Annotated in this window: 19 protein-coding genes, 2 tRNA genes and 1 pseudogene; 13 read left to right on the top strand and 9 right to left on the bottom strand. The window is 64.3% G+C overall.

Going from position 1 to position 21,626, the window contains the following annotated elements; genetic code table 11:
* Window positions 1–24 precede the first annotated feature (24 nt).
* Window positions 25–459 (top strand): thioredoxin, encoded by a 435-nt coding sequence (gene trxA, locus ACX80O_RS15210; protein ID WP_459308137.1) that lies wholly within the window; start codon window positions 25–27, stop codon window positions 457–459.
* A 66-nt stretch (window positions 460–525) separates the two neighbouring features.
* On the opposite strand, the gene ACX80O_RS15205 is transcribed toward trxA, so the two are convergent.
* Window positions 526–807: a putative quinol monooxygenase gene (locus tag ACX80O_RS15205; RefSeq protein WP_459333947.1), complete on the bottom strand. Its 282-nt coding sequence runs from the start codon at window positions 805–807 to the stop codon at window positions 526–528.
* Between the two features lie 10 nt (window positions 808–817).
* A complete protein-coding gene (locus ACX80O_RS15200) occupies window positions 818–1,801 on the bottom strand; it encodes a DNA-3-methyladenine glycosylase family protein (RefSeq protein WP_459333946.1) in 984 nt (327 codons plus the stop codon).
* A 248-nt stretch (window positions 1,802–2,049) separates the two neighbouring features.
* On the opposite strand from ACX80O_RS15200, the gene ACX80O_RS15195 reads away from it, so the two are divergent.
* Both ACX80O_RS15195 and ACX80O_RS15190 read left to right on the top strand, forming a co-directional pair.
* Window positions 2,050–3,426, top strand: coding sequence for a cystathionine beta-synthase (locus tag ACX80O_RS15195; protein ID WP_459308140.1), 1,377 nt, complete (start codon window positions 2,050–2,052; stop codon window positions 3,424–3,426).
* A 33-nt stretch (window positions 3,427–3,459) separates the two neighbouring features.
* Window positions 3,460–4,617: a cystathionine gamma-synthase gene (locus ACX80O_RS15190; protein ID WP_459333945.1), complete on the top strand. Its 1,158-nt coding sequence runs from the start codon at window positions 3,460–3,462 to the stop codon at window positions 4,615–4,617.
* Window positions 4,618–4,690: 73 nt separating this feature from the next.
* On the opposite strand, the gene ACX80O_RS15185 is transcribed toward ACX80O_RS15190, so the two are convergent.
* Both ACX80O_RS15185 and ACX80O_RS15180 read right to left on the bottom strand, forming a co-directional pair.
* Window positions 4,691–5,125: a hypothetical protein gene (locus tag ACX80O_RS15185; protein WP_459333944.1), complete on the bottom strand. Its 435-nt coding sequence runs from the start codon at window positions 5,123–5,125 to the stop codon at window positions 4,691–4,693.
* A gap of 19 nt (window positions 5,126–5,144) precedes the next feature.
* On the bottom strand, window positions 5,145–6,320 hold the full coding sequence (locus ACX80O_RS15180) for an amidohydrolase (RefSeq protein ID WP_459308143.1): 1,176 nt from the start codon (window positions 6,318–6,320) through the stop codon (window positions 5,145–5,147).
* A gap of 147 nt (window positions 6,321–6,467) precedes the next feature.
* On the opposite strand from ACX80O_RS15180, the pseudogene ACX80O_RS15175 reads away from it, so the two are divergent.
* From ACX80O_RS15175 to ACX80O_RS15130, 10 genes and pseudogenes are all read left to right on the top strand, one after another.
* Window positions 6,468–7,218 (top strand): annotated as a pseudogene (locus ACX80O_RS15175) (SDR family NAD(P)-dependent oxidoreductase).
* Window positions 7,219–7,282: 64 nt separating this feature from the next.
* On the top strand, window positions 7,283–8,755 hold the full coding sequence (locus tag ACX80O_RS15170; protein ID WP_459308145.1) for a sensor histidine kinase: 1,473 nt from the start codon (window positions 7,283–7,285) through the stop codon (window positions 8,753–8,755).
* A gap of 10 nt (window positions 8,756–8,765) precedes the next feature.
* Window positions 8,766–9,437: a response regulator gene (locus ACX80O_RS15165; protein WP_459308146.1), complete on the top strand. Its 672-nt coding sequence runs from the start codon at window positions 8,766–8,768 to the stop codon at window positions 9,435–9,437.
* 20 nt (window positions 9,438–9,457) lie between these two features.
* Window positions 9,458–10,102 (top strand): MOSC domain-containing protein, encoded by a 645-nt coding sequence (locus ACX80O_RS15160; RefSeq protein ID WP_459308147.1) that lies wholly within the window; start codon window positions 9,458–9,460, stop codon window positions 10,100–10,102.
* A gap of 361 nt (window positions 10,103–10,463) precedes the next feature.
* The gene (locus ACX80O_RS15155; RefSeq protein ID WP_459333943.1) at window positions 10,464–12,395 is read left to right on the top strand and encodes a DEAD/DEAH box helicase; all 1,932 of its coding nucleotides are present in this window, start codon (window positions 10,464–10,466) and stop codon (window positions 12,393–12,395) included.
* A 129-nt stretch (window positions 12,396–12,524) separates the two neighbouring features.
* Window positions 12,525–12,596, top strand: a tRNA-Thr gene (locus tag ACX80O_RS15150).
* Between the two features lie 58 nt (window positions 12,597–12,654).
* A tRNA-Met gene (locus ACX80O_RS15145) sits at window positions 12,655–12,728 on the top strand.
* 178 nt (window positions 12,729–12,906) lie between these two features.
* Window positions 12,907–14,133: a MinD/ParA family ATP-binding protein gene (locus ACX80O_RS15140; RefSeq protein WP_459333942.1), complete on the top strand. Its 1,227-nt coding sequence runs from the start codon at window positions 12,907–12,909 to the stop codon at window positions 14,131–14,133.
* 81 nt (window positions 14,134–14,214) lie between these two features.
* The gene (locus ACX80O_RS15135) at window positions 14,215–14,781 is read left to right on the top strand and encodes a type 1 glutamine amidotransferase domain-containing protein (RefSeq protein WP_459333941.1); all 567 of its coding nucleotides are present in this window, start codon (window positions 14,215–14,217) and stop codon (window positions 14,779–14,781) included.
* A gap of 114 nt (window positions 14,782–14,895) precedes the next feature.
* On the top strand, window positions 14,896–15,837 hold the full coding sequence (locus tag ACX80O_RS15130) for a DUF2797 domain-containing protein (protein ID WP_459333940.1): 942 nt from the start codon (window positions 14,896–14,898) through the stop codon (window positions 15,835–15,837).
* A gap of 9 nt (window positions 15,838–15,846) precedes the next feature.
* Here ACX80O_RS15130 and ACX80O_RS15125 read toward each other — a convergent pair whose 3' ends face one another.
* The 5 genes from ACX80O_RS15125 to eat form a co-directional block, all read right to left on the bottom strand.
* Window positions 15,847–16,629, bottom strand: a complete 783-nt coding sequence (locus tag ACX80O_RS15125; protein WP_459308152.1) for a 3-oxoacyl-ACP reductase — start codon at window positions 16,627–16,629, stop codon at window positions 15,847–15,849.
* A gap of 28 nt (window positions 16,630–16,657) precedes the next feature.
* Entirely contained in the window at window positions 16,658–18,025 is a 1,368-nt protein-coding gene (locus tag ACX80O_RS15120) for an aldehyde dehydrogenase family protein (RefSeq protein WP_459308153.1), read from the bottom strand.
* The gene (locus tag ACX80O_RS15115; RefSeq protein ID WP_459333939.1) at window positions 18,006–18,767 is read right to left on the bottom strand and encodes a gamma-glutamyl-gamma-aminobutyrate hydrolase family protein; all 762 of its coding nucleotides are present in this window, start codon (window positions 18,765–18,767) and stop codon (window positions 18,006–18,008) included. The genes ACX80O_RS15120 and ACX80O_RS15115 overlap by 20 nt, the downstream gene beginning before the upstream one ends.
* Window positions 18,748–20,124 carry a glutamine synthetase family protein gene (locus tag ACX80O_RS15110; RefSeq protein ID WP_459333938.1) on the bottom strand — a complete coding sequence of 459 codons (1,377 nt, stop codon included), beginning with the start codon at window positions 20,122–20,124 and terminating at the stop codon, window positions 18,748–18,750. The genes ACX80O_RS15115 and ACX80O_RS15110 overlap by 20 nt, the downstream gene beginning before the upstream one ends.
* Window positions 20,125–20,185: 61 nt before the next feature.
* Window positions 20,186–21,613, bottom strand: a complete 1,428-nt coding sequence (eat, locus tag ACX80O_RS15105) for an ethanolamine permease (RefSeq protein ID WP_459308156.1) — start codon at window positions 21,611–21,613, stop codon at window positions 20,186–20,188.
* Between the last annotated feature and the right edge of the window lie 13 nt (window positions 21,614–21,626).

Genomic DNA, 21,626 nt, shown 5'->3' with positions numbered 1-21,626 from the left:
GCGCATCTTCGTTAGCGTTAAAGCATGGCAACTATTGAAGTAACCGAGGCAACCTTCCCCGAGACCATTGAGACCAACGACATTGTGTTCGTCGATTTCTGGGCCGAATGGTGTGGCCCGTGCAAGCAGTTCGCTCCCGTGTACGACGCCGTGTCGAAAAAGCACGACGACATCACCTTCGCCAAGGTGGACACGGAGGCCGAGCAGTCCCTTGCCGCCGCAGCCGGGATCACCTCGATCCCCACCCTGATGGCCTTCCGCGAAAAGGTGCTGGTGTTCTCGCAGCCCGGCGCGATGAACGCCACCCAGTTCGGCGAGCTTGTCGACGCCGTCAAGGGTCTCGACATGAAAGAGGTCCACGAGCAGGTGACCCAGCAACAGGCTGCGGCCCAGGCGGGCACCCCGGCAGAGGTACCCGCAAGTGACGCACCAGCACAGGACAATCAAAAGACCAGCTAGTCTTCGGGCTCACGGAGCTCATGAAGAAACCCCCGCCCCTGTCACAGGGGTGGGGGTTTCTTGGTCTCAGGCGCTCTTGGTGATCTGAACCGGCTCGGCCAATAGTGCGCTGAGCGACTCGCCAAGATCCTGCACCGCAGGACCTCGCAGATGCTGCGCCAGCAGCTCTTCGGACTCCCATCGCTCCGTCAGGACGACGCGGTCTTCAGCCACATCGGTGATCTCGTACCTGATACATCCCGGCTCGGCGACCACTTGTTCAACGGCAATATCCAGGGCCAGCTTCACCCTGAACACTTCGCCGGGGTTGGGGAGAAATACGGCGGTCACATCTACTGGTTCGCTCATGCTGTTAAGCCTAGCGGTGACGATGATCCTCGGGCGCCAGCCGCGGACCGTAGGTAGGCTTTCGGAAGCCGCTGGCGTAGAGCATCCGCACTATCCGCTGTCGGTTCCCGGACCACGGCGCCAACAACTCCAGCATCCCGGCGTCGTCGGTCCGCCGGCCGGTCAGTGCCGCGCCGACGTAGGCAGCCAAATGGTAGTCGCCCACGGAAATCGAATCCGGGCAGCCGTGGGTCCGCTGCAGCACCTCCGCGGCCGTCCAGGCTCCGATCCCCGGCACCGAACACAGTGCGGCGGTGACCCTGCCCGACGACGGAACCCCCGCCAGCCGCTCCAATCCGGTGGCCATCGCCACGGCCTTCATGATGGTGTCCGACCGGTGCGCATCGACGCCCGCACGATGCCAATCCCAGGACGGGACCCGTCGCCACTGGGCGGCGGTGGGCGGCAGCCTGAGTCCCGGAGGTGCCCCAGGCGCGGCCGGGGCAGCATCGCCGTGCCGGGTCAGCAGCCAGCGCCACGCCCGTTTGGCCTCGATCCCGGTCACCTTCTGCTCAATAATCACACGGACGACGGCGTCGAGCATCCGTCCCGTCGAGGGCAACCGCAACCCGGGATTGAGGTACCGGCCTTTGCGGGCCAGTTCCGGCAGGGCAGCCAGGAAGTGCGGGCTATCGAAGTGGCTCCAGTCGTCGGCGTCGCCCAGCAGGGTGGGGGCCGCGTCAATGGCGGCGCGGGCACCCGGACCCCAGGCCAGCGCATGGACGCGCGCAGTGCCGAGCGCCCCGCGCTGTTCGAGCCGGAGGGTGGTGGCGCCGTGGTCGTTCCGGAACGCCAGCCAGGCGCCGCCCTGATGATGAACGAACGCCGGATCAAACGCGCCGCATTGCAACGATCCGATGGTGCCCGCCAGGTTGTACGGGCCCTGCGGTTCCCACACCAGCGACTCGGGCGCGGGAGACCCTGGAGCTGTGCGCTGGGCAACGGAACTGGTCATGACTCAATGGTGTCACGCCGGGCTGACGTCCAGAGAAACTGACGGTGATCTGGTGAGCAATCTGGACATCGGTCAGCAAGGTGGAGAACGGGGAGGGGAATATCGGCCACCGAGGTCTTGGTTGACCACCGAAACGGGATCGCTGGTGGTAGCGGTCACCGGAGAACCAGGAAGGAGCGTGGCCGGTGGGGTGGCCGGCGGGTCCACACCGTCATGGGAGAAGAATACTTCGCGGTAACTTTGTAGGTATGAAGTATGCGAACTCCGTAGTGGACCTGATCGGCAACACCCCGCTGGTCAAACTGAACAGTGTGACCGAAGGAATTGCGGCAACAGTCCTGGCGAAGGTGGAATACCTGAACCCCGGCGGCTCCGTCAAGGACCGCATTGCTGTGAAAATCATCGACGCCGCCGAGGCCGAGGGCAAGCTTAAGCCCGGTGGCACCATTGTCGAGCCGACCTCGGGCAACACCGGCGTCGGGCTGGCACTCGTGGCCCAGCAGCGCGGCTACCGCTGCATCTTCGTGGTGCCCGACAAGGTGGGCGAAGACAAGCGGAATGTGCTGGCCGCGTATGGCGCCGAGGTAGTGGTCACCCCCACCGCTGTCGCACCCGACAGCCCGCAGTCCTACTACGGCGTCTCCGACCGGCTCACCCGCGAGATTCCCGGCGCGTTCAAGCCGGATCAGTTCTCCAACCCCAACGGCCCCCGGAGCCACTACGAGTCCACCGGACCCGAAATCTGGAACGACACCGACGGCAAAATCACCCACTTCGTCACCGGCGTCGGGACCGGAGGCACCATCAGCGGCACCGGCCGCTACCTCAAGGATGTATCGGCGGACCGAGCCAGCGGACCGGTGCGCGTGATCGGCGCCGACCCCGAGGGGTCCATCTACTCCGGCGGCACAGGCCGCCCCTACTTCGTTGAGGGCGTCGGCGAGGACATGTGGCCCGAGGCCTACGACAAGACCGTCGCCGACGAGATCATGGCCGTCACCGACGCGGAGAGCTTCGCCATGACCCGCCGCCTCGCCCGCGAGGAGGGCCTGCTGGTCGGGGGGTCCTGCGGGATGGCAGTGGTGGCCGCGCTGCGGGTTGCCAAGGAGCTCACCAAAGACGACGTCGTCGTCGTCCTCCTGCCCGACGGCGGCCGCGGCTACCTCGGCAAGATTTTCAGCGACGACTGGATGAAGTCCTACGGTTTCCTGGAAAGCGGAGATGAAGCGACGGTCGGCGAGATCCTGCGCGCCAAGACCGGCAACATGCCGGATCTGGTCCACACGCATCCCACCGAAACGGTGCGCGACGTCATCCACATTATGAACGAGTATGGCGTCTCCAACATCCCGGTCCTCTCACAGGAGCCGCCGGTGAAGATGGGCGAGGTGCTGGGTTCGGTGGATGAACGCCTGCTTACCGACAAGCTCTTCCACGGCGAAGCCAAACTGACGGACAAGATCTCTCAGCACATGAATGAGAAGCTGCAGCTGATCGGGTCGCTGGAGTCGGTGGCCACCGCGCGGGAACGGCTGGTGGACTCTGACACGCTGATGGTCACGTTCGTTGGGTCGCCCGTGGGAATTCTGACGCGCCACGATTTGCTGACCTATATGAGTATCTGACTTCCCCACTCTGACTTCCCTCTAAGGAGCACCATGACGCACGCTGAGAACCAGGGCTTCAACACCCGGGCCATCCATGCCGGCCAGACGCCGGATCCGACGACGGGCGCTGTCATTCCCCCGCTCTACCAGACCACCACGTTTGCGCAGGATGGGATCGGGCAACTGCGGAACGGGTACGAGTACGGGCGTGGCACCAACCCGACGCGTGATTCGCTGCAGACGCAGCTCGCCGCTCTGGAGGGCGCAACCCACGGGTTCAGCTTCTCGTCGGGGCTAGCCGCCGAGGATTCCCTGATTCGCGCGCTGCTGGCACCGGGGGACCGGATCGTCATGGGCAACGACGTCTACGGCGGCACCTACCGGCTGATCGACCGGGTCCTTTCGCCGTGGGGCATCAGCAACGCAGCAGTGGACATGTCGGATCTCGACGCCGTCCGGGTCGCTGTTGGCGATAACACCCGCATGGTGTGGGTCGAGACGCCGTCGAACCCGATGATGAAGATCTCGGATATTTCAGCCATTGCGGCGATTGCGCACGACGCCGGTGCCATCCTCGCGGTCGACAACACCTTCGCGACGCCGTACCTGCAGCAGCCGCTCTCGCTGGGGGCCGACGTCGTCGTCCACTCCACCACCAAGTACATTGGCGGGCACTCCGACGCCAGCGGCGGTGCAGTAATCACCAGCAACGAGGAGATCGCCGGGAAGGTGGGCTTTATCCAGTTCGCTGTCGGTGCCGTCTCGGCACCGATGGAAGCCTGGCTGACGACGCGCGGCCTCAAGACCCTCGGCGTCAGGATGGACCGGCACAGCCAAAACGCCCGGGCGATCGCCGACTGGCTGCAGGGCCGTCCCGAGGTGGAACAGGTCTTTTACCCGGGTCTGCCAGAGCACCCCGGCCACGACCTCGCTGCAGCCCAGATGAGAGACTTCGGCGGCATGATCTCGGTGTCATTCAAGGCGGGCGAGGCGGCTGCCCGCAAGGTGGCCGAGTCGACTCACGTGTTCACCCTCGCGGAATCGCTGGGCGGCATTGAGTCGCTGATGAACTACCCGTCAGCGATGACCCACGCTTCGGTGGCCGGCACTGAACTCGCTGTGCCGGAAAACCTGATCCGGCTGTCTGTCGGCATTGAGGACGTCGCGGACCTGATCGCCGATCTGGACCAGGCCTTCGCCGTGCTGTAAGTCGGTAAACTAACAACGCGCCCGCAGTGAATTGCGGGCGCGTTGTTAGTTAAGTTGTCAGTCAATGGGGTAGCTAGGGCTTTTTGAAGGGGCTGAGGGTCCTGCGAATCAGCCGTCGGTACTTATTCTCCGGTTTCGCATCCACCGCCTGAAGCCACGCGCCGCTCGGCGGAAGCCACAGCGGCACGATGGCCACCAACATTACGACGGCGACGACAGACAGCCCCGGGGTCCCGCGCAGCAAGACCGGCAGCCCGACGATGATCCCCATCGACGTCAGCAGTTCCCGTGCGCTGCGCTTCCCCCGCCGCAGCCGGAACACCAGGAAGAACTGCAGCAACGCCAGCACCCCCATCACGACGCCGAGCCCCATCAAACCTGCCCGGTCCTGTTCCTGGAGCCGCGCCGACACCAGGAACGACCCCGACGCCACCAGGAACAGGGTTCCCACTACCAGCCACACAGCAATGCCCAGCCTCAGCGTCCAGGGCAGCGGGGGTAGGGTCACCCGCGGGGTACGCGCCATGCTAGCCGCGGGGGACGACGACGCCGGCCCGGGTTTCAACGTCGTAGCTGTACACGGCACGGCCGCCAATCCACACGGTCAGAGCCCGCTGCATGACGTCCAGCGGGTCACCGCTCCAGAGGACGACGTCGGCGTCCTTGCCGACCTCGAGCGACCCCATCCGGTCGGCCAAACCGAGCACCTTGGCCGGGTTGATCGTGATGGAGCGCAGTGCGGTGTCGCGGTCGAGGCCCTCCTTGATGGCGAAGGTCGCCTGGTGAATCAGGAAGTTGATCGGAATCACTGGGTGGTCGGTGATGATGGAAATTTCGACGCCAGCAGCGGCCAGCTTGCCGGGGTTGGCAATCGACCGGCCACGCAGCTCCACCTTGGATTTGGTGGTGAACAGCGGGCCGATGAGCACCGGGATCCCTCGTTCGGCGATGACATCGGCGAGCAGGTGGGCTTCGGTGCCGTGGTCGAGGACCAGCTCGTAGCCGAACTCATCGGCCAGCCGGATGGCGGTCGCGATGTCGTCGGCACGATGCGCGTGCTGGCGCCAGGGGATTTCCCGGCGCAGCACCATGGCGAGCGCCTCGAGTTTGGGATCGCGGGCATTCTCATCGGCTTTGCCCAGGTAGTTCTGGGCGTCCATGAAGGCCTTGCGGATCACCATGGCGGTGCCCAGGCGGGTCGACGGGGTCTGCTTCTTCTCTCCGTATACCCGCTTCGGGTTCTCGCCAAGCGCAGATTTCAGTCCGCTGGGGGAGCGGAGCACCATTTCCTCGATGTAGCGGCCGTGGGTGTGAATGGCGACGGCGAGACCGCCGATAGGGTTACCCGAGCCGGGGTTGACGTTCACAGCGGTGATACCGCCGGCCAGGGCGTCGTCGAACCCTGGATCGTACGGGTTGACGGCGTCGATCGCGCGGACGCCGGCGGTGACCGGGTCCGTCATCTCGTTGGTGTCGTCGCCAGCCCACCCTTCGCCTTCCTCATGGGTGCCCAGGTGTACGTGGGCATCGATGAGGCCGGGCAGCAGCCACTGGCCAGCGGCGTCGTGAATCTCGGCGCCGTCGGGGATGACGATGCCTGCTCCGAGCGCAATAATCTTGCCGTCCTCCATCAGCACTGCACCATCGAAGGGGGCGCCTTCGATGGGAACAACATGGGCGTTGATGATTGCTGTGACAGTCATGGGTGGTGACCTTTCGGCAGAGTGTTGTGATCTCCAACCTACCGTCTTCGCCCCGCGACGGGTCAGCGTGCGGGCGCGCCAGCGAGCCCGCAGGCCACAGCGGGCCGCCTAGACTGAAAACCGACTCCAGGGAAGGACGAACAGGCAATGGCACGGAAAGCAGCACTCATCACCGGCGTAGGTCGGACGGTAGGGCTCGGCGCCGGGATTGCCCGCCGGCTCGCCGTCGACGGGTGGGACCTGGCCCTGAGCTACTGGCACCCCTACGATCAGCGGGTCAACAGCACGACCAACCCGGCCTCCGAACTGCAGGATCTGATTCCCGAACTGGAGGCCCTCGGCTCACGGGTGGTCGCCCTCCCCGGCGATCTTGAGGACCCCAAGACTCCCGGGTCACTCGTTGCGGCCGCCCGGATGGAGCTCGGCACCCTGAGCGGACTGGTGCTTTCGCATTGCGAGGGCGTTGACTCGGGGCTCCTCACCACGTCGGTGAAAAGCTTCGATCGACATTTCGCCGTCAACGTCCGCCTCCTGGCAACTGATCAACGCCTTCGCGCTGCAGTGCAACGACAATGGCGGAGCGATTGTCGCTTTGACCAGCGACCACACAGTCAACAACCTGCCCTACGGTGCCTCCAAGGGTGCGCAGGACAGGATTGTGCTCGCCGCAGCCCGGGAACTGGGCGAGCGCAACATCAGCTCCAACGCCCTCAACCCGGGGCCGGTCGACACCGGGTGGATGTCCGACGAGGTGCGGCACACACTCACCCAGCGTCAGCCCACAGGCCGGCTCGGCACCCCAGCGGATGTCGCGGGAGTTGTCGCGTTCCTCCTGTCCAAGGACGGCCGGTGGATTAATGGTCAGTTGGTGAAGGCCGACGGCGGCTTCTCGGCTTAGCCCCGACGCTCGCCTCCGACCGCCGCCTCCGACTTCCGGCCCGAATCCCTGACAGAATGCTGGCATGTCGTCATCTTCTCTCGGTACGTTAGGCACGCTGGGCCGCGTGCGGGTGGGCGCCGGGTTCGCCCTGGCTTTGCTTCTCCCACCGCTGCTGGAATGGGCGATGTTCACCATTGGCAGCGATTTCCTCGCCGTCGATGTGTTGGTCCAGCTGGCCGGTGTGATCGCCGTAGCCCTGGTGGGCGGGCTGTGGCCCGCCCTGCTCGCTGCCCTGTGGGGAACCCTGGTCCTCAACTACTTCTCCACAGCACCTGTCGGATCATTGGAGATCACCGACCCGCAGAATCTGTTCACCCTCATCATTTTTGTCGCGGTAGCCGTGGCGGTGTCGCTGGTGGTGGGCCTGGCCGCCCGTCGCTCCCGTGAGGCCGCGGCGGCGTCAGCCGAAGCCGCGACACTCGGCGAACTGGCTCGCGGCGTTCTGGCCGCCGAAGACACCCTGCAGGGCTTCCTCGCCCACGTCCGCACCCACTTCCAGGTGGAAGCGGTGGCCTTGTTCGACCGGAGTGTCCCTAGCGGCGCCGCTCCGACGCTAGTACTCAGCGACGGGGCCCCGGGTGCCTTCTCAAATAGCGAAAAAACCGACTTAGCCCTGTTTTCGGCCGATACCACCGAGGAGCTGGCCGACGGTCTGGTGCTGGCCCTCTACGGCAGGGCCTTGAATACACGGGAGCGCCGCCTTCTCACCGCCTTTGGATCCCAACTCGCCGCGATGCGGCAACGCCAGGAACTCCTCACCAGCACCCAGACGAACCGCAGGCTCACCGAAGGCAACGTCATGCGGACGGCGATCCTGCGTGCCGTCTCGCACGACCTGCGCACTCCTCTCGCGGGTATCAAGCTCGCCGTCAGTAGCCTCCGGCACGATGCAGTCCAGCTTCCGGCCGACGAGGAGAAGGAGCTGCTGGAAACCATCGAGAACTACGCCGACCGGTTGGACGCGTTGGTCAACAACCTGCTCGATATGTCCCGGCTAACCGGTGACGCCGTGACTCCGCACCTCCGTGCCGTGCACTGGGCCGACGTGATTCCTGCTGCGTTGGCTGGCCTTCCGGCGCGCCGGGTCCGGGTGGAGGTACCCGGTAACCTGCCGCCGGTCGACGCCGATCCCGGCATGCTGGAACGGGTCATCGCCAACATTGTCGAAAATGCCGACAAGTATGCCGGCGGGGAGGACATCGTGATCAGCGCGTCGGTGGAAGGGACGGTAGGCGTTGGTGCCGACGGCGTGCCGGCGGGGGAGCTGCGCGTGGTCGACCATGGGCAGGGAGTGGGAGCTGACGACGCCGCCACCATCTTCCTGCCCTTTCAAAGGGCCAGCGACGCCCCGGCCGGAGCGGGCGTCGGACTGGGCCTTGCTGTCGCCAAGGGATTCACCGAGGTGATGAATGGCCAGCTGGTCGCCGAAGCAACACCGGGCGGCGGGCTGACCCTGCGGATCCGGCTGCCGCTGGCCACTGGCGTGGGCTCGTGAGGGGGATCCAGTGACCACGGTCCTCATTGTCGATGACGAACCGCTGCTCCTCCGCGCCCTCCAAATCAACCTGCGCGCACACGGCTACCGACCGATCACCGCGGTCGACGGGGCCTCGGCGCTCGCCGCCGCGGCCGACCACCGCCCCGACATCGTGGTGCTTGACCTTGGGCTGCCGGACATGGACGGGATGGACGTGATCGCGGCCCTGCGGGGATGGACTCAGACCCCCATTATCGTGTTGTCCGCGCGGCACGGATCGGATGATGTGGTGGACGCCCTCGACGCGGGAGCGGACGACTACGTCACCAAGCCTTTCGGCCTCGACGAACTGCTGGCCCGGCTGCGCGCGGCCAGCCGCCGTGCTGTTGTGCCGGCCTCGCCAATCATCCGGACCCCCGACTTCATCCTCGATACCGGGGCCCGGACGGCCATCCGCGGTGATGCCGAGGTGCGACTGACGCCGACCGAGTGGAAGATCGTGGACCTGCTGGTGGCCTCCCCGGGCCGGCTGATCTCCGGACGGCAACTGCTGCTGGAAGTGTGGGGGCCGGCCTACGCCAAGGAGCTGCAGTATTTGAGGGTCTATCTCAACCAGTTGCGCAAGAAACTGGAACCGGACCCCGCCAGGCCGCGCTACTTCATTACCGAAAGCGGGATGGGGTACCGGTTTGAACCGTGAGGCTCCCTAGGATAGAGGTTATGACAACAGGTTCCCTGCTCGCTGTGTGCCGAGTCCACGCGTTGCTCCCCACGAAGGACTCCACCGGTGTGACTGCTATCGACAAGCGCCCCGTCGATGGACCCGTCAACGTGCATAAGCTGGGCCTCACGGGTGATGTGCAGGCGAGCCGCAAGCACCACGGCGGCGAATCCAAAGCCATCTACGCCTACTCACAGCAGGACGCCGACTTTTGGGACGCCCAGCTGGGCCGGGTGATGGGCCCGGGCATGTTCGGGGAAAACCTCAGGCTGGACGGTATCGATACCAGCCATGCGGTCATCGGCGAACGCTGGCAGGTGGGTGACGACGTCGTCCTCGAAGTAACGGCGCCCCGCACCCCCTGCATGAACTTCGCCCGGTTCGTCAAGGAGCCGCGGTGGGTGAAGCGGTTCGCCGAGGAGAACCGGGTAGGAACCTACCTGCGGGTCATCACCAAAGGATCAGTCCAGGCAGGCGACACTGTCACCGTGGTGAAGCGCCCCGACCACGGGATCACCGGGCACCAGGTGTTCGCCGGCCTGGGCGCCGACGCGGCCCGGCGGCTTCTGAACGCCGAGGAGCGGGGCGTGACGCTCAGCCCCGAAATCCACGCTGTAGTCGCCGCCGTCTTGAGAAGGGCCTAGCAGGGCACCAAGGCTCACGCGGGTGTGGGCAGGCTCACGCGTTTTCGTCGTCGTTGTGGATGCGGCCCGGCACCCCCATGCGGTACACTTGGAACATCCCCCACACCGGTATTCCCTTAAAATTCCGCCCATTTCGCTGGGCTGGATAGGTTGTGTTGGGGCTCGCAGAGAAAGCATGCGGGCAGATTCATCAGGGAGCGCCGGCTAGAAGAAAACGTCATACAGACCGCTGAGATAGCGGCCGCCAGTTATGACGCGAAGTCCTGCCGCGGGATTGAAACAGTGCCGGATTTCTATGTTCATGGGCTGGAATCATCCTTTAGTTCCAGCTCCCCGGCATCTACCTGAAGGTCAATCCCTCATGCCAGAAGATAACGCTCCCGAAACTCTAGTAGCTCGCGACGCCGTGGACGCTCCCCAGAATGTTGAAGCTCCCGAAGCTGATGACATCAAATTCACCGACTTCGGTCTTGACGGCCGTGTCCTCGCGGCCCTGAGCGATGTCGGCTACGAAAAGCCTTCCCCCATCCAGTCCGCCACCATTCCGGTGCTGCTGGAAGGGCGCGACGTCGTCGGCCTCGCGCAGACGGGTACCGGTAAGACCGCAGCATTCGCGATTCCCGCCCTGTCCCGCATGGCCGAGCTCGCCGACCTCAACGGTCCCAGCAAGTTCACCCAGATCCTGGTGCTCGCACCGACCCGCGAACTGGCGCTGCAGGTCGCCGAAGCTTTCGCTTCCTACGCCAAGCACATTGACAACTTCACGGTCCTGCCGGTCTACGGTGGAGCGCCCTACGGCCCTCAGCTGGCCGGCCTGCGCCGCGGTGCGCAGGTAGTGGTGGGTACCCCAGGGCGCGTTATTGACCACATCTCCAAGGGCTCACTCGACCTGTCCAACCTCCAGTACCTGGTCCTGGACGAGGCCGACGAGATGCTGCGCATGGGCTTCGCCGACGACGTCGAGCAGATCCTGTCCGGTACACCAGATGACAAGCAGGTGGCGCTGTTCTCGGCAACGATGCCTAGCGCCATTCGCCGCATTGCGTCGAAGTACCTGAACAATCCAGCAGAAATCACCGTCAAGGGTAAAACCTCGACTGGCACCAACACGCGTCAGCGCTTCCTGCAGGTGATGGGCCCGCACAAGCTGGATGCCCTCACGCGCATCCTTGAGGTCGAAGACTTCGATGGCATCATCGCGTTTGTGCGCACCAAGATGGCGACCGAAGACCTGGCGGACAAGTTGCGTTCACGGGGCTTCCAGGCTGCAGCAATCAACGGTGACATCCCCCAGCAGCAGCGCGAGCGGACGATCGAAGGTCTCCGCGACGGCAAGTTCGACATCCTCGTGGCCACTGACGTCGCCGCCCGCGGGCTCGACGTCGAGCGCATCTCACTCGTCGTCAACTACGACATCCCCCACGACACTGAGTCCTACGTGCACCGCATCGGCCGGACCGGCCGCGCGGGCCGTTCAGGCGATGCGATCCTCTTCATTACGCCGCGGGAGAAGTACCTGTTGCGCTCGATTGAAAAGGCAACCCGTCAGCCTGTCGAGCAGATGCATCTGCCATCCTCAGACGCCGTCAACGCGTTGCGGCTGAACAAGTTCGCTGACCGGATCACCGAGACCATCGCCACCGAAGACGTGTCAATCTTCCGTGACCTGATCTCCAGCTACGAAACCGAGCACAACGTGCCTGCCTCCGAGATCGCAGCAGCCCTCGCCGTCATGGCGCAGGGTGGCAACCCAATCCTGGTCAAGGACATCCCCGTTGCTCCAGCGGGCCAGAAGGAACGCGCAGCAGGCCGCAAGGATGGTTTCGGCTCACGCGGACCCACCCGCAGCCTGACCGAAGGCAACGCGACCTACCGCATTGCTGTCGGTCGTCGCCAGCGGGTCATGCCCGGCTCAATCGTTGGCGCCATTGCCAACGAGGGCGGCTTGTCCTCAGCGCAGATTGGCGGCATTGACATCCGCGCCGACCACACCCTGGTGGAGCTGCCAGCGGACCTGTCCAAGGACCAGTGGCGTGCCCTGTCGAAGACGCGTATCGGCGGCGAGCTGATCCACCTCGAACTGGACAAGGGCCGCAAGCCAACAGGCGACCGCGACGGCTTCAAGAAGCCGTTCAAGAAGAGCGAAGGCGAGGGTGGCGGCTTCACTAAGGACCGCGGGCATGACGGCGGCTTCCGCTCGTCCGGACACAGCGCCAGCGCCAGTGGAGATCGTAAGGAACGTCACGGCAAGGGTGCCGGCGCGGGCACCACCCAGCGTCGCGACAAGTGGTAACTGAGTAGCTGATTGATTTCGCCAGATCCCCCGGTTTTCGGGGATCTGGCGGTGAAATCATGGCCCGGCCCGAGCGGTCGGAAGCTGATTTCGTGTAGGTCGCAGAAGCTGGTAAAGTTTTCTGCTGTTGCCCCCCTAGCTCAGTGGTAGAGCGCGTTCTTGGTAAGAACGAGGTCACCGGATCGATTCCGGTGGGGGGCTCTCAAGTGGGAGTCCCGCAAGCAGGCCAGACGGCCCGGCTGCGGGCACACTCATTTGTGGCGGTGTAGCTCAGCTGGTTAGAGCGCACGACTCATAATCGTGAGGTCCCGGGATCGAGTCCCGGCACCGCTACAGACATAGCAGGTCAGAGGCTGAAAAGCCGCTGGCCTGCTTTCTTTTTGGCCTTTAGCCTTTAGTACCGCAGGACCAGTGCCCCACAACCAGCATCCTTATAGGATGGGGCGAACACTCGCACTGAACACCGCACTGAACACCGGGCTGTACGCGGCGCACGAAACGGATGGAACCCATGACCGACAACAACTCCGAGTGGGGACCCACCGACAACCCGGCCGACCTCCCGACCCGTGCCAGCCGACGCCGTGGTCACGTGACCGACCAGGGCACCGGACCGATCTCCGGGGCTCCACGGTTCGCCGACCGGCTAGCCCCCGCCGAGGTTGCCGGCGCTGAACCCGCCGGCGCTGAACCCGCGGACGCTCGACCAGCTGCCCCGGCGCCGTCCGCGTCGGCGGTGTCCACGTCCGCGCCAGCCGGGTCTGGAGCGCTCGCAGCCTCAGCGCCAACGGCACCGGGCCGCCAGCCGGCGGAGCGGCCGTCCGGCCGCAAGTCCTTTCTGGCCCCCGACACCTCACGGGTTCCTGCAGAGACCGGGTTGAGGGGCTTCCTGTCGAAGCTCGGTATCCGGATCGCGCCGTCCAAGCGCGAACTCCTGGAACGCACCAATACTCGAGCCGTGAGCCAGCACTGGCCCGGCCCGCGCACCATCTCGGTGGTCAACGGCAAAGGTGGCGCCAACAAGACGCCCACCACAGTGATGCTGTCCTCGGTGTTTGCCCGCAATGGCGGGGGACCAGTGCTGGCCTGGGACAACAACGAGACCCGCGGAACCCTCGGGTGGCGTACCGAACAGGGACCCCACAGTGCCACCGTGATGGATCTACTCCCGCAGACCGACCAGCTGTTGGCACCGTCGGCCCAGTCCGCGCTGCTGGCCCGCTACGTGCATCACCAGACCGAAGACAAGTACGACGTTCTGCGGTCCAAGCCGGACGTCCTCGCGTCCGAGCAGAAGGTCACCGCCGACAATTTCGACGACCTGCACGAGGTGGCCTCGAAGTACTTCAGGCTGAACATCGTGGACTCCGGCAACGACGAAACCGCCGAACGGTGGCTGCGGATGATCCACCACACGGACCAGTTGGTCATTGCCACCACCACCGTCGAGGAACACGCCGAGGCAGGCGCCCTGCTCCTGGAAGCACTGCAATCCCGGGGTGGGCGGTATGCCGAACTGTCGCGGAACGCCGTCGTCGTCGTCAGCCAGTCGGACAAGAACGGCACCGCAGCTCAGGCTCAGGACATTGCCGATGGGTTTGGGCAGCTCGCCCGCCGGGCCGTGACCATTCCCTACGATCCGGCGCTGCACAAGGGGCGCATCCGCTGGGTCTACTTGAGGCCGGCGACGCAACGTGCTTGGCTATCGGCTGCAGCGGCGGTCGCCGAGGGACTTTAGCAGTTACGCAGCTTGCTTATTATTTAGGGTGTTAATAGTGTTGGGATGTACGACATCGACGTTTTGAACACAGGAGGAAGCATGTCCCCCCATAACATTTCCGGTAAAAAGGTCGCGTTTCTACTCACCGACGGGGTGGAGCAGATTGAACTCACCAGCCCCTGGGACGCAGTCAAGCAGGCTGGCGGAGAACCGGTCCTGGTGGCGCCGGGCACCGGCACCATACAGGGCTTCAACGGCACCGACAAGGGCGACAGCTTCACCATCGACCTCGCGGTGGCTGACGCCAACGCTGACGACTTTCATGCACTGGTGCTACCCGGCGGCGTCATCAACGCCGATCACCTGCGGGTCGACAAGGATGCCCAGGCGTTCGCCCGTGCGTTCTTCGCCCAGCATAAGCCGGTCGCCGCGATCTGCCATGCACCATGGCTGCTCATCGAGGCAGGAGTTGTCAGCGGTCGCGACCTGACCTCGTATCACACGCTGCAGACCGACCTCCGCAATGCCGGGGCCAACTGGAGCGACGACGAAGTGGTCACCGACCAGGGCTTTGTCACCAGCCGCACGCCTGACGATCTCCCGGCTTTCAATGACAAGATGATTGAAGAGATTGCCGAGGGCGAGCACGCGGGCCAGACTGCCTGACCGCAGTATCACTGCCTGACCGCAGTATCACTGTCTGATTGAAGGACCGGCGGGAAACCGCCGGTCCTTCAACGTGTTCGGGGTCGTACGCGCCCGGGTGTCTACAGTTGGGGGATGGACGACGGACGGTTCCTCTGCAGAGGCGTGAGCTGGCACCGCGACGGACCGGCACTGGAGCTGGCGACACCCGATGGCGCCCAGACGGAGCTGAAGTTGCCGGTGGTGGGATCAGCCCAGCGGGACGGCGTCGACCTCGGTTTTCGGGTGCTGAGCGGGTACGGCGAGCGGCACTGCCTCGGATTTCACAGTGTGTGTGGTCCGGATTCCCGGGATCACACGGCGTGCCCCCAGCAAGCGACCGCCGAGCGCGGATACCAGTGCGGCAGGTGTTTTGCGCGCGATGATCTGCGGTTCATGCACGATGTGCACCGCTCCGGAGTCGCCCCGGATGGCCTGCTCAGCTACCTCGCCCAGGAACACTGGCTCTACGTTGCGACCTTCGCGGATGGTACCTCCAAGATCGGTACCGCGTCGAATCTGCGCAAATGGCATCGGTTGGCGGAACAGGGTGCCGTCGTCGCGCGCTATGTTGCGCGTGCCGACGACGGCCGGATCGTTCGGGTCCTTGAGGACGCGGTGACCCGTCACGTGGGGCTGGTGCAGGCCGTGCGGTCCGCCGCGAAAACGTTGGCTTTGGTGTCGCCGCTTCCTCCGGGACGTCTCGACGGGATAAATGCCGGGTTCGCTGCCAGCGTGCGCCACCTGCTGACCGACGGACTGGACCTCCCCGGTTTCAGGGTGGCCGATCAGCGGTGGGAGGCGCCGTCGTCGTGGTCGCACGTCCTTTCAGCGGTGGGAGCGCAGCCGTACCCCCACAACCTGGCCGCCGGGGAACACGGATTCCGGGTGGAGGCACTGGTGGGGCCCACCGCGCTGAGCTTCATCGGAGGCTCGGATGTGCCGCTTCTCGCCGACCTCTCCCGGTTGAAGGGGCGGCGGATCGAGTTGGGGCGGTATTGTTCGGTGGTTCCCGAGGTCCAGGCGGCACTGTTCTGACGGCTGATCTCACTCGGGTGTCACATACGCGCCGGAAATGCCCCCATCTACCAGGAAGGTTGACGCGGTGATGAAGGAGGAATCGTCGCTGGCGAGGAACGCTACGGCAGCGGCGAGTTCTTCCGGTTCAGCGAAGCGGCCCAACGGAACATGGATGAGGCGGCGGGCGGCTTTCTCAGGGTCCTTGGCGAAGAGGTCCTTCAGGAGGGGTGTATTGACCGGACCCGGGCACAGTGCGTTGATGCGGATGCCCTGGCGGGCAAACTCGACGCCCAGCTCCCGGCTCATGGCGAGGACCCCTCCCTTGGATGCACTGTAGGAGATTTGGGACGTTGCGGCGCCCATGACGGCGACGAATGACGCCGTGTTGATGATCGAGCCTTTGCCCTGGGTCTGCATGTAGGGGATGGCGTATTTGCAGCAGTAGAAGACCGAGGTGAGATTCACCTCCTGCACCTTGCGCCAGGCATCGATGCCGGTCTCCAGGATCGATCCGTCGGCGGCGGGGGAGATGCCGGCGTTGTTGAAGGAGATGTCCACCCGCCCGTAGGTCTCGTTAGTGGTCTCATAGAGGTTTTTGACTTCCTCTTCGTTTGTCACATCAACTTTGACGAAGAGGCCGCCGACTTGTTCGGCGGCACGCAGGCCAGCGGTCGGGTCCACATCGGCGATGACGACATGCGCCCCTTCGGCGGCGAATCTGCGGGCGGTTGCCAAACCGATGCCGCTGGCGCCGCCGGTGATCACGGCGCTGCGGCCCTCGAGGCGGTTGGAGATGGTCTGCTGGGTCATTTCTGGCTCCCTTTTGCTGATGTCGGAGTCACGGGTGGGTGGCGATGAAGACGTTTTTTGTTTCGGTGAAGGCGTCCAGGGCGTCTGGTCCGAGTTCGCGACCAAGTCCTGACTGCTTGAAGCCTCCGAAGGGTGTGGAGTACCGGACCGAGGAATGGGAATTCACCGAGAGGTTCCCGGAGTCCAGGCCGCGCGCCATCCGCAGCGCGCGGCCAATGTCCCTGGTCCAAATGGACCCCGAAAGCCCGTAGATGGAATCGTTTGCAAGACGGAGCGCATCGGTTTCATCGGTGAAAGGAACGACGGCGACGATCGGTCCGAAAATCTCCTCGCGCATCACCCTGTCCTCCCGGGAAGGGGTCAACACCGTTGGTGGAAACCAGAATCCCTTACCGTCCGGTGCGTTCCCCTGGAACGCGATGGAACTGCCGGAAGGCAGGAAGCCGGAGACGGTGTGCCGTTGCGCGGCGGAGATGAGCGGTCCCATGAACGAGTTCTCGTCCCGGGGGTCACCGACCCTAAGCGACTTCACCACTGGTTCCAGAAGCTCGAGGAACCTTTCGTACACGGTGTCCTGAACGAGGATCCGGGAGCGGGCGCAGCAGTCCTGGCCGGCGTTGTCGAATGCCGCCCCGGGCGCGGCAGCGACTGCTTCCTCAAGGTTGGCGTCCCCGAAGATAATGTTGGCGCTCTTGCCCCCAAGTTCCAGGGTGACCGGTTTGACCTGCTCGGCGCAGCCGGCCATGATCCGTTTACCTACCGCGGTCGAGCCGGTGAACACCACCTTCCGCACGGACGGGTGGGTGACGAATCGCTCCCCCACCACCGAGCCCTTACCCGGGATGATCTGCAGAACTCCCTCTGGAAGGCCAGCTTCCAGGGCGAGCCGTCCGATCCGCAGCGCGGTCAGCGGGGTCACCTCCGCGGGCTTCAGGACAACAGTGTTGCCAGCGGCCAGTGCGGGAGCAAAACCCCAGGCTGCGATGGGCATCGGGAAATTCCAGGGCACGATCACGCCGACGACGCCGAGAGGTTCGTGGAAGGTGACGTTGATTCCGCCGGCCACTGGAATCTGTTGGCCGAGGTGGCGTTCCGGCGCGGCGGAGTAGTAGTTCAGCACATCCCGGACGTTTCCTGCCTCCCACCGGGCATTGCCGATGGTGTGACCGGCATTCCGGACCTCCAGCTGGGCGAGGTTTTCCAGATCGTCCTCCACCGCCGCGGCAAAACGGCGCAAGAGCATTCCGCGGTCGGACGGGGCGACGTGTCGCCAGGTCTCGAAAGCCCGCGCCGCTTTGGCTATCGCCTGGTCAGTGTCCTGGAGGCTGGCCAGGGAAACGGTCTCGATGATCTCTTCGGTGGCCGGGTTCACTACGTCACATGTGGTGGTCGACATTGATGGTTCCCTCCGTTCGTGTTTTGGAGTAGGTACGGGCGGCTTCGATGAATCCTTCAAACAGCCGGAGGTCACCTGGATCCTGTTCGGGATGGAACTGCACCCCGAGGACCCACCCTCCTGACGTCGTTTCGACGGCTTCGATGGTCCCGTCGGCCGCTGTTGCGGTGACGCGGAGCCCGGCGGCAACGTTGTCGAGAGCCTGATGGTGATAGCAGGGGGCTGTGGCCCGCGGCCCCAGCAGGCCAGCGCTGATACTTCCGGTCGCCGTCGTGAACTCGACACTTCCAAAGACGCCGGGCGCGGGTTGGTATCGGGAGGCGGGCAACACGTCCGGGACATGCTGAATGAGCGATCCACCGAGGGCGACGTTGAGAATCTGGGCACCACGGCAGATGGCGAACAACGGCAGTTCCACCGCCAGTGCCGCGCGCGTCAGGGCGAGGTCATGGCTGTCCCGGGAGGGTTGCGCGAGGGTCAGTGCATGCGGCTCGGCGCCATAGTGTTCCGGGCCGACATCGGTCCCGCCAGCGATGATCAATCCGTCCAGCAGATCGACGATAGAAGGGTCGGAGCCGACGGGTGGGAGTAGCACCGGGGTTCCCCCTGCAGCGACGACTGCCTCCACATAGGTGCCTGGAAGGAGGGCGGCGTCAGCAGTCCACACTCCCCACGCGGCCTCCTGATAGTAGGTGGTCAGCCCGATCCGGGGGCGGTAGGGTTCAGAGGCGTTCAAAGACACGCCTCCGCTCCCAATCCGTGACGGCACTGTCGTAGGCTTTCAGTTCGACCCCGGCGGCGTGCACATAGTGGTCAACGACCTCGTCGCCAAAGGATTTCCGGGCAATTTCGCTGGCTGCCAGCAGCTCACGGGAATCGCGCAGAGTTGTGGGAATCCGGTCTGCCATGGACTGGTAGGCGCTGCCCTGGGTGACGGCTTCAAGCGGGAGCTCGTTTTCGATGCCATGGATGGCCGCAGCGATGAGTGCAGCGGCAGCGAGGTAGGGGTTCACATCGCCGCCGCCCACGCGGTTTTCCACCCGGAGGCTGGCACCGTGTCCGACCACCCGCAGCGCACAACTGCGGTTGTCCAGGCCCCATGCTATCGCGGTGGGCGCGAAGCTGCCTTCAACGAACCGTTTGTAGGAGTTGATATTGGGGGCCAGGAAGTAGGCCATCTCCTTCAGGGAGGCCAACTGGCCTGCGATGAAGTGTTCCATGATGGGGCTGAAGCCGTGCTCGCCGTCGCCAGCGAGCGCGGGCTTCCCGTCGAGGTCGGTAAGGCTGAAGTGGATGTGGCAGGAATTGCCTTCACGTTCGTTGTACTTGGCCATGAAGGTGATGCTCTTGCCCTGCTGGGCGGCGATCTCTTTGGCCCCGTTCTTGTAGAACGCGTGGTTGTCGCAGGCGGTCAGGGCCTGCGCATAGCGGAAGGTGATTTCCTGTTGGCCGTAGTTGCATTCACCCTTGGAGGATTCGACGATGAGACCGGCCTTTTCCATACCGGTCCGGATACTTCGGATGACTGGTTCCAGCTTTGCCGTGGCGAGGAGGGAATAGTCGATGTTGTACCGGGTGGAGGGGGTTAGGCCTTCGTAGTTCGTCTTCCAGGCTTCCTCGTACGTGTCATCGAACATGATGAACTCAAGCTCGGTGCCGATATGGGCGCGGTAGCCCATCGCCTCGAGCCGTTCGATCTGTGCCCGGAGGATCTGCCGGGGTGACTGGCTCACCGGACGACCGTCCGGCCAGAGGATGTCGCATTGGATCATGGCCGTGCCCGGCAGCCAGGGGACGAGCCGGAGCGTAGAGACATCAGGTCGCATGACCATGTCCCCGTAACCGTTCTCCCAGGAGGACATCGCGTAACCGTCGACGGTGTTCATTTCCACGTCAACAGAGAGCAGGTAGTTGCAGCCCTCCGCCCCGTGACCCAGGACATCCTCCAGGAAGGAACGGGCGCCGCAGCGTTTCCCCTGGAGTCGGCCCAGGGAATCGGTGATGGCAACCACCACGGTATCGATGTCACCAGCGGCGACCCGTTTCCTCAGCTCATCGATGCTCAGCTGTGCGTGTGTGCTAACTGTCTGATCGGTCATCTGTTATCCGTCGCTTTGACTTGGTTCGTGAATGGGTGGAGTGAAGCCGGACCGGGCGCTCTCAGCTTTTCAGTTCCGCCTCGGCGGCGGCCAGCCGGGCAAATTCCTCTTCGGGAGCACCGGCCACAATGTGGTGACGGCTGTAAAACCAGTAGTACAGCAGGGCCGCGCCAAAGATTCCCGCAGTGATTGATGCCGCAAGCACGTCGACGACAAAAGTGGCGACGACGGCGACGGCGGCGAGTGCCAGCGCAACGGAGGTTGTCACCACACCTCCAGGCGTCCGGTAGCCCCGGGGAAGATCCGGTTCCTTCTTCCGCAGCACAATGTGGGACAGGTTGAGCAGGACGTAGGAGACTGTAGCGCCGAATACTGCGATGTTGATCAGGAGTCCGCCGTTACCCGTGGCGGCGGCCAGGATGAACCCCACGGTGCCGGGGATGATCAGCGCCCAGTAGGGTGTGCGTCGGTTGCCCGTCAGCGACAGCCACCGGGGAAGGTACCCGGCGCGGGAAAGGGCGAACAATTGGCGCGAGTAGGCGTAGATGATTGAGAAGAAGCTGGCCACAAGACCGGCAAGACCCGCGTAGTTGACGAATTCGGCGAGGACGGAGTTTTCGCCGTAGACCAGGCGCAGGGCTTCCGGGAGAGGGTTGTCGGAGGTGCTCATGGCTTCCGATCCGCCTGCACCCGGCACCAGAACAAGCATCAGAGCGCCGAAAACCACGAGGATCAGCATGGCGACGATGATGCCCCGCGGCATGTCCTTCTTTGGGTCAGCGGTTTCCTCGGCAGCTAATGGAACACCTTCGATCGCCAGAAAGAACCAGATCCCGTAGACGAGGGCGCCCACGACGCCGCTGATTCCCATCGGAAGGAATGCGCTGGAGGCCGGCGAACCGTCAGGAACAATGTCGAAGAGGTTCGCCGCGCTGACGTGGGGAAGCAGGCCAATGACTGCGGCCACCAATGCAACGACGGCTATAGCCGTGATCGCGAAGATCAGTCGAAGGGCCTCACCCACACCCCGGAGATGAATTCCGACGAACATTGCGTAGGTCACCAGATAGACGGGCCAGGAGTTTGTCAGACCGAAGAGTCCGAGGGCCTCGACGTAACCACCGATGAAGATCGCAATCGCCGCTGGGGCGACCGCGTATTCGATCAGCACGGCCATTCCGGTGGCGAATCCTCCCAACGGTCCCAGTGCACGCCGGGCGAACCCGTACCCTGCGCCAGCGGCAGGCAATGTCGATGATAGTTCGGCCAGGCCGAAGACCATGCACGTGTACATGATCCCCATCAACACAAACGCGATGAGGAGCCCGCCCCAGCCGCCTTCTGCAAGACCCAGGTTCCATCCAGCGAAGTCTCCCGAGATAACGTACGCCACCCCCAGGCCTGCCAACAGCACCCACCCGGCGGCCCCGCGTTTAAGCTGGCGGTGCTGGAGGTATGTTTTCTCGGAGTCTGGCTGTTTCGATGACATGACGTTCCCTTCT

The organism is Arthrobacter glycogeni, from assembly GCF_054511155.1.
This window is presented reverse-complemented; position numbering and strand designations above follow the sequence as displayed.

Excerpts from the sequence above, each read along its gene's own strand:
- ACX80O_RS15155 (WP_459333943.1), top strand. The coding sequence starts at position 10,464 with ATGCCAGAAGATAACGCTCCCGAAACTCTAGTAGCTCGCGACGCCGTG.
- ACX80O_RS15200 (WP_459333946.1), bottom strand. The coding sequence starts at position 1,801 with ATGACCAGTTCCGTTGCCCAGCGCACAGCTCCAGGGTCTCCCGCGCCC.
- ACX80O_RS15160 (WP_459308147.1), top strand. The coding sequence starts at position 9,458 with ATGACAACAGGTTCCCTGCTCGCTGTGTGCCGAGTCCACGCGTTGCTC.
- ACX80O_RS15190 (WP_459333945.1), top strand. The coding sequence starts at position 3,460 with ATGACGCACGCTGAGAACCAGGGCTTCAACACCCGGGCCATCCATGCC.
- ACX80O_RS15170 (WP_459308145.1), top strand. The coding sequence starts at position 7,283 with ATGTCGTCATCTTCTCTCGGTACGTTAGGCACGCTGGGCCGCGTGCGG.
- eat (WP_459308156.1), bottom strand. The coding sequence starts at position 21,613 with ATGTCATCGAAACAGCCAGACTCCGAGAAAACATACCTCCAGCACCGC.
- trxA (WP_459308137.1), top strand. The coding sequence starts at position 25 with ATGGCAACTATTGAAGTAACCGAGGCAACCTTCCCCGAGACCATTGAG.
- ACX80O_RS15130 (WP_459333940.1), top strand. The coding sequence starts at position 14,896 with ATGGACGACGGACGGTTCCTCTGCAGAGGCGTGAGCTGGCACCGCGAC.
- ACX80O_RS15140 (WP_459333942.1), top strand. The coding sequence starts at position 12,907 with ATGACCGACAACAACTCCGAGTGGGGACCCACCGACAACCCGGCCGAC.
- ACX80O_RS15135 (WP_459333941.1), top strand. The coding sequence starts at position 14,215 with ATGTCCCCCCATAACATTTCCGGTAAAAAGGTCGCGTTTCTACTCACC.
- ACX80O_RS15120 (WP_459308153.1), bottom strand. The coding sequence starts at position 18,025 with ATGTCGACCACCACATGTGACGTAGTGAACCCGGCCACCGAAGAGATC.
- ACX80O_RS15125 (WP_459308152.1), bottom strand. The coding sequence starts at position 16,629 with ATGACCCAGCAGACCATCTCCAACCGCCTCGAGGGCCGCAGCGCCGTG.
- ACX80O_RS15205 (WP_459333947.1), bottom strand. The coding sequence starts at position 807 with ATGAGCGAACCAGTAGATGTGACCGCCGTATTTCTCCCCAACCCCGGC.
- ACX80O_RS15110 (WP_459333938.1), bottom strand. The coding sequence starts at position 20,124 with ATGACCGATCAGACAGTTAGCACACACGCACAGCTGAGCATCGATGAG.
- ACX80O_RS15195 (WP_459308140.1), top strand. The coding sequence starts at position 2,050 with ATGAAGTATGCGAACTCCGTAGTGGACCTGATCGGCAACACCCCGCTG.
- ACX80O_RS15180 (WP_459308143.1), bottom strand. The coding sequence starts at position 6,320 with ATGACTGTCACAGCAATCATCAACGCCCATGTTGTTCCCATCGAAGGC.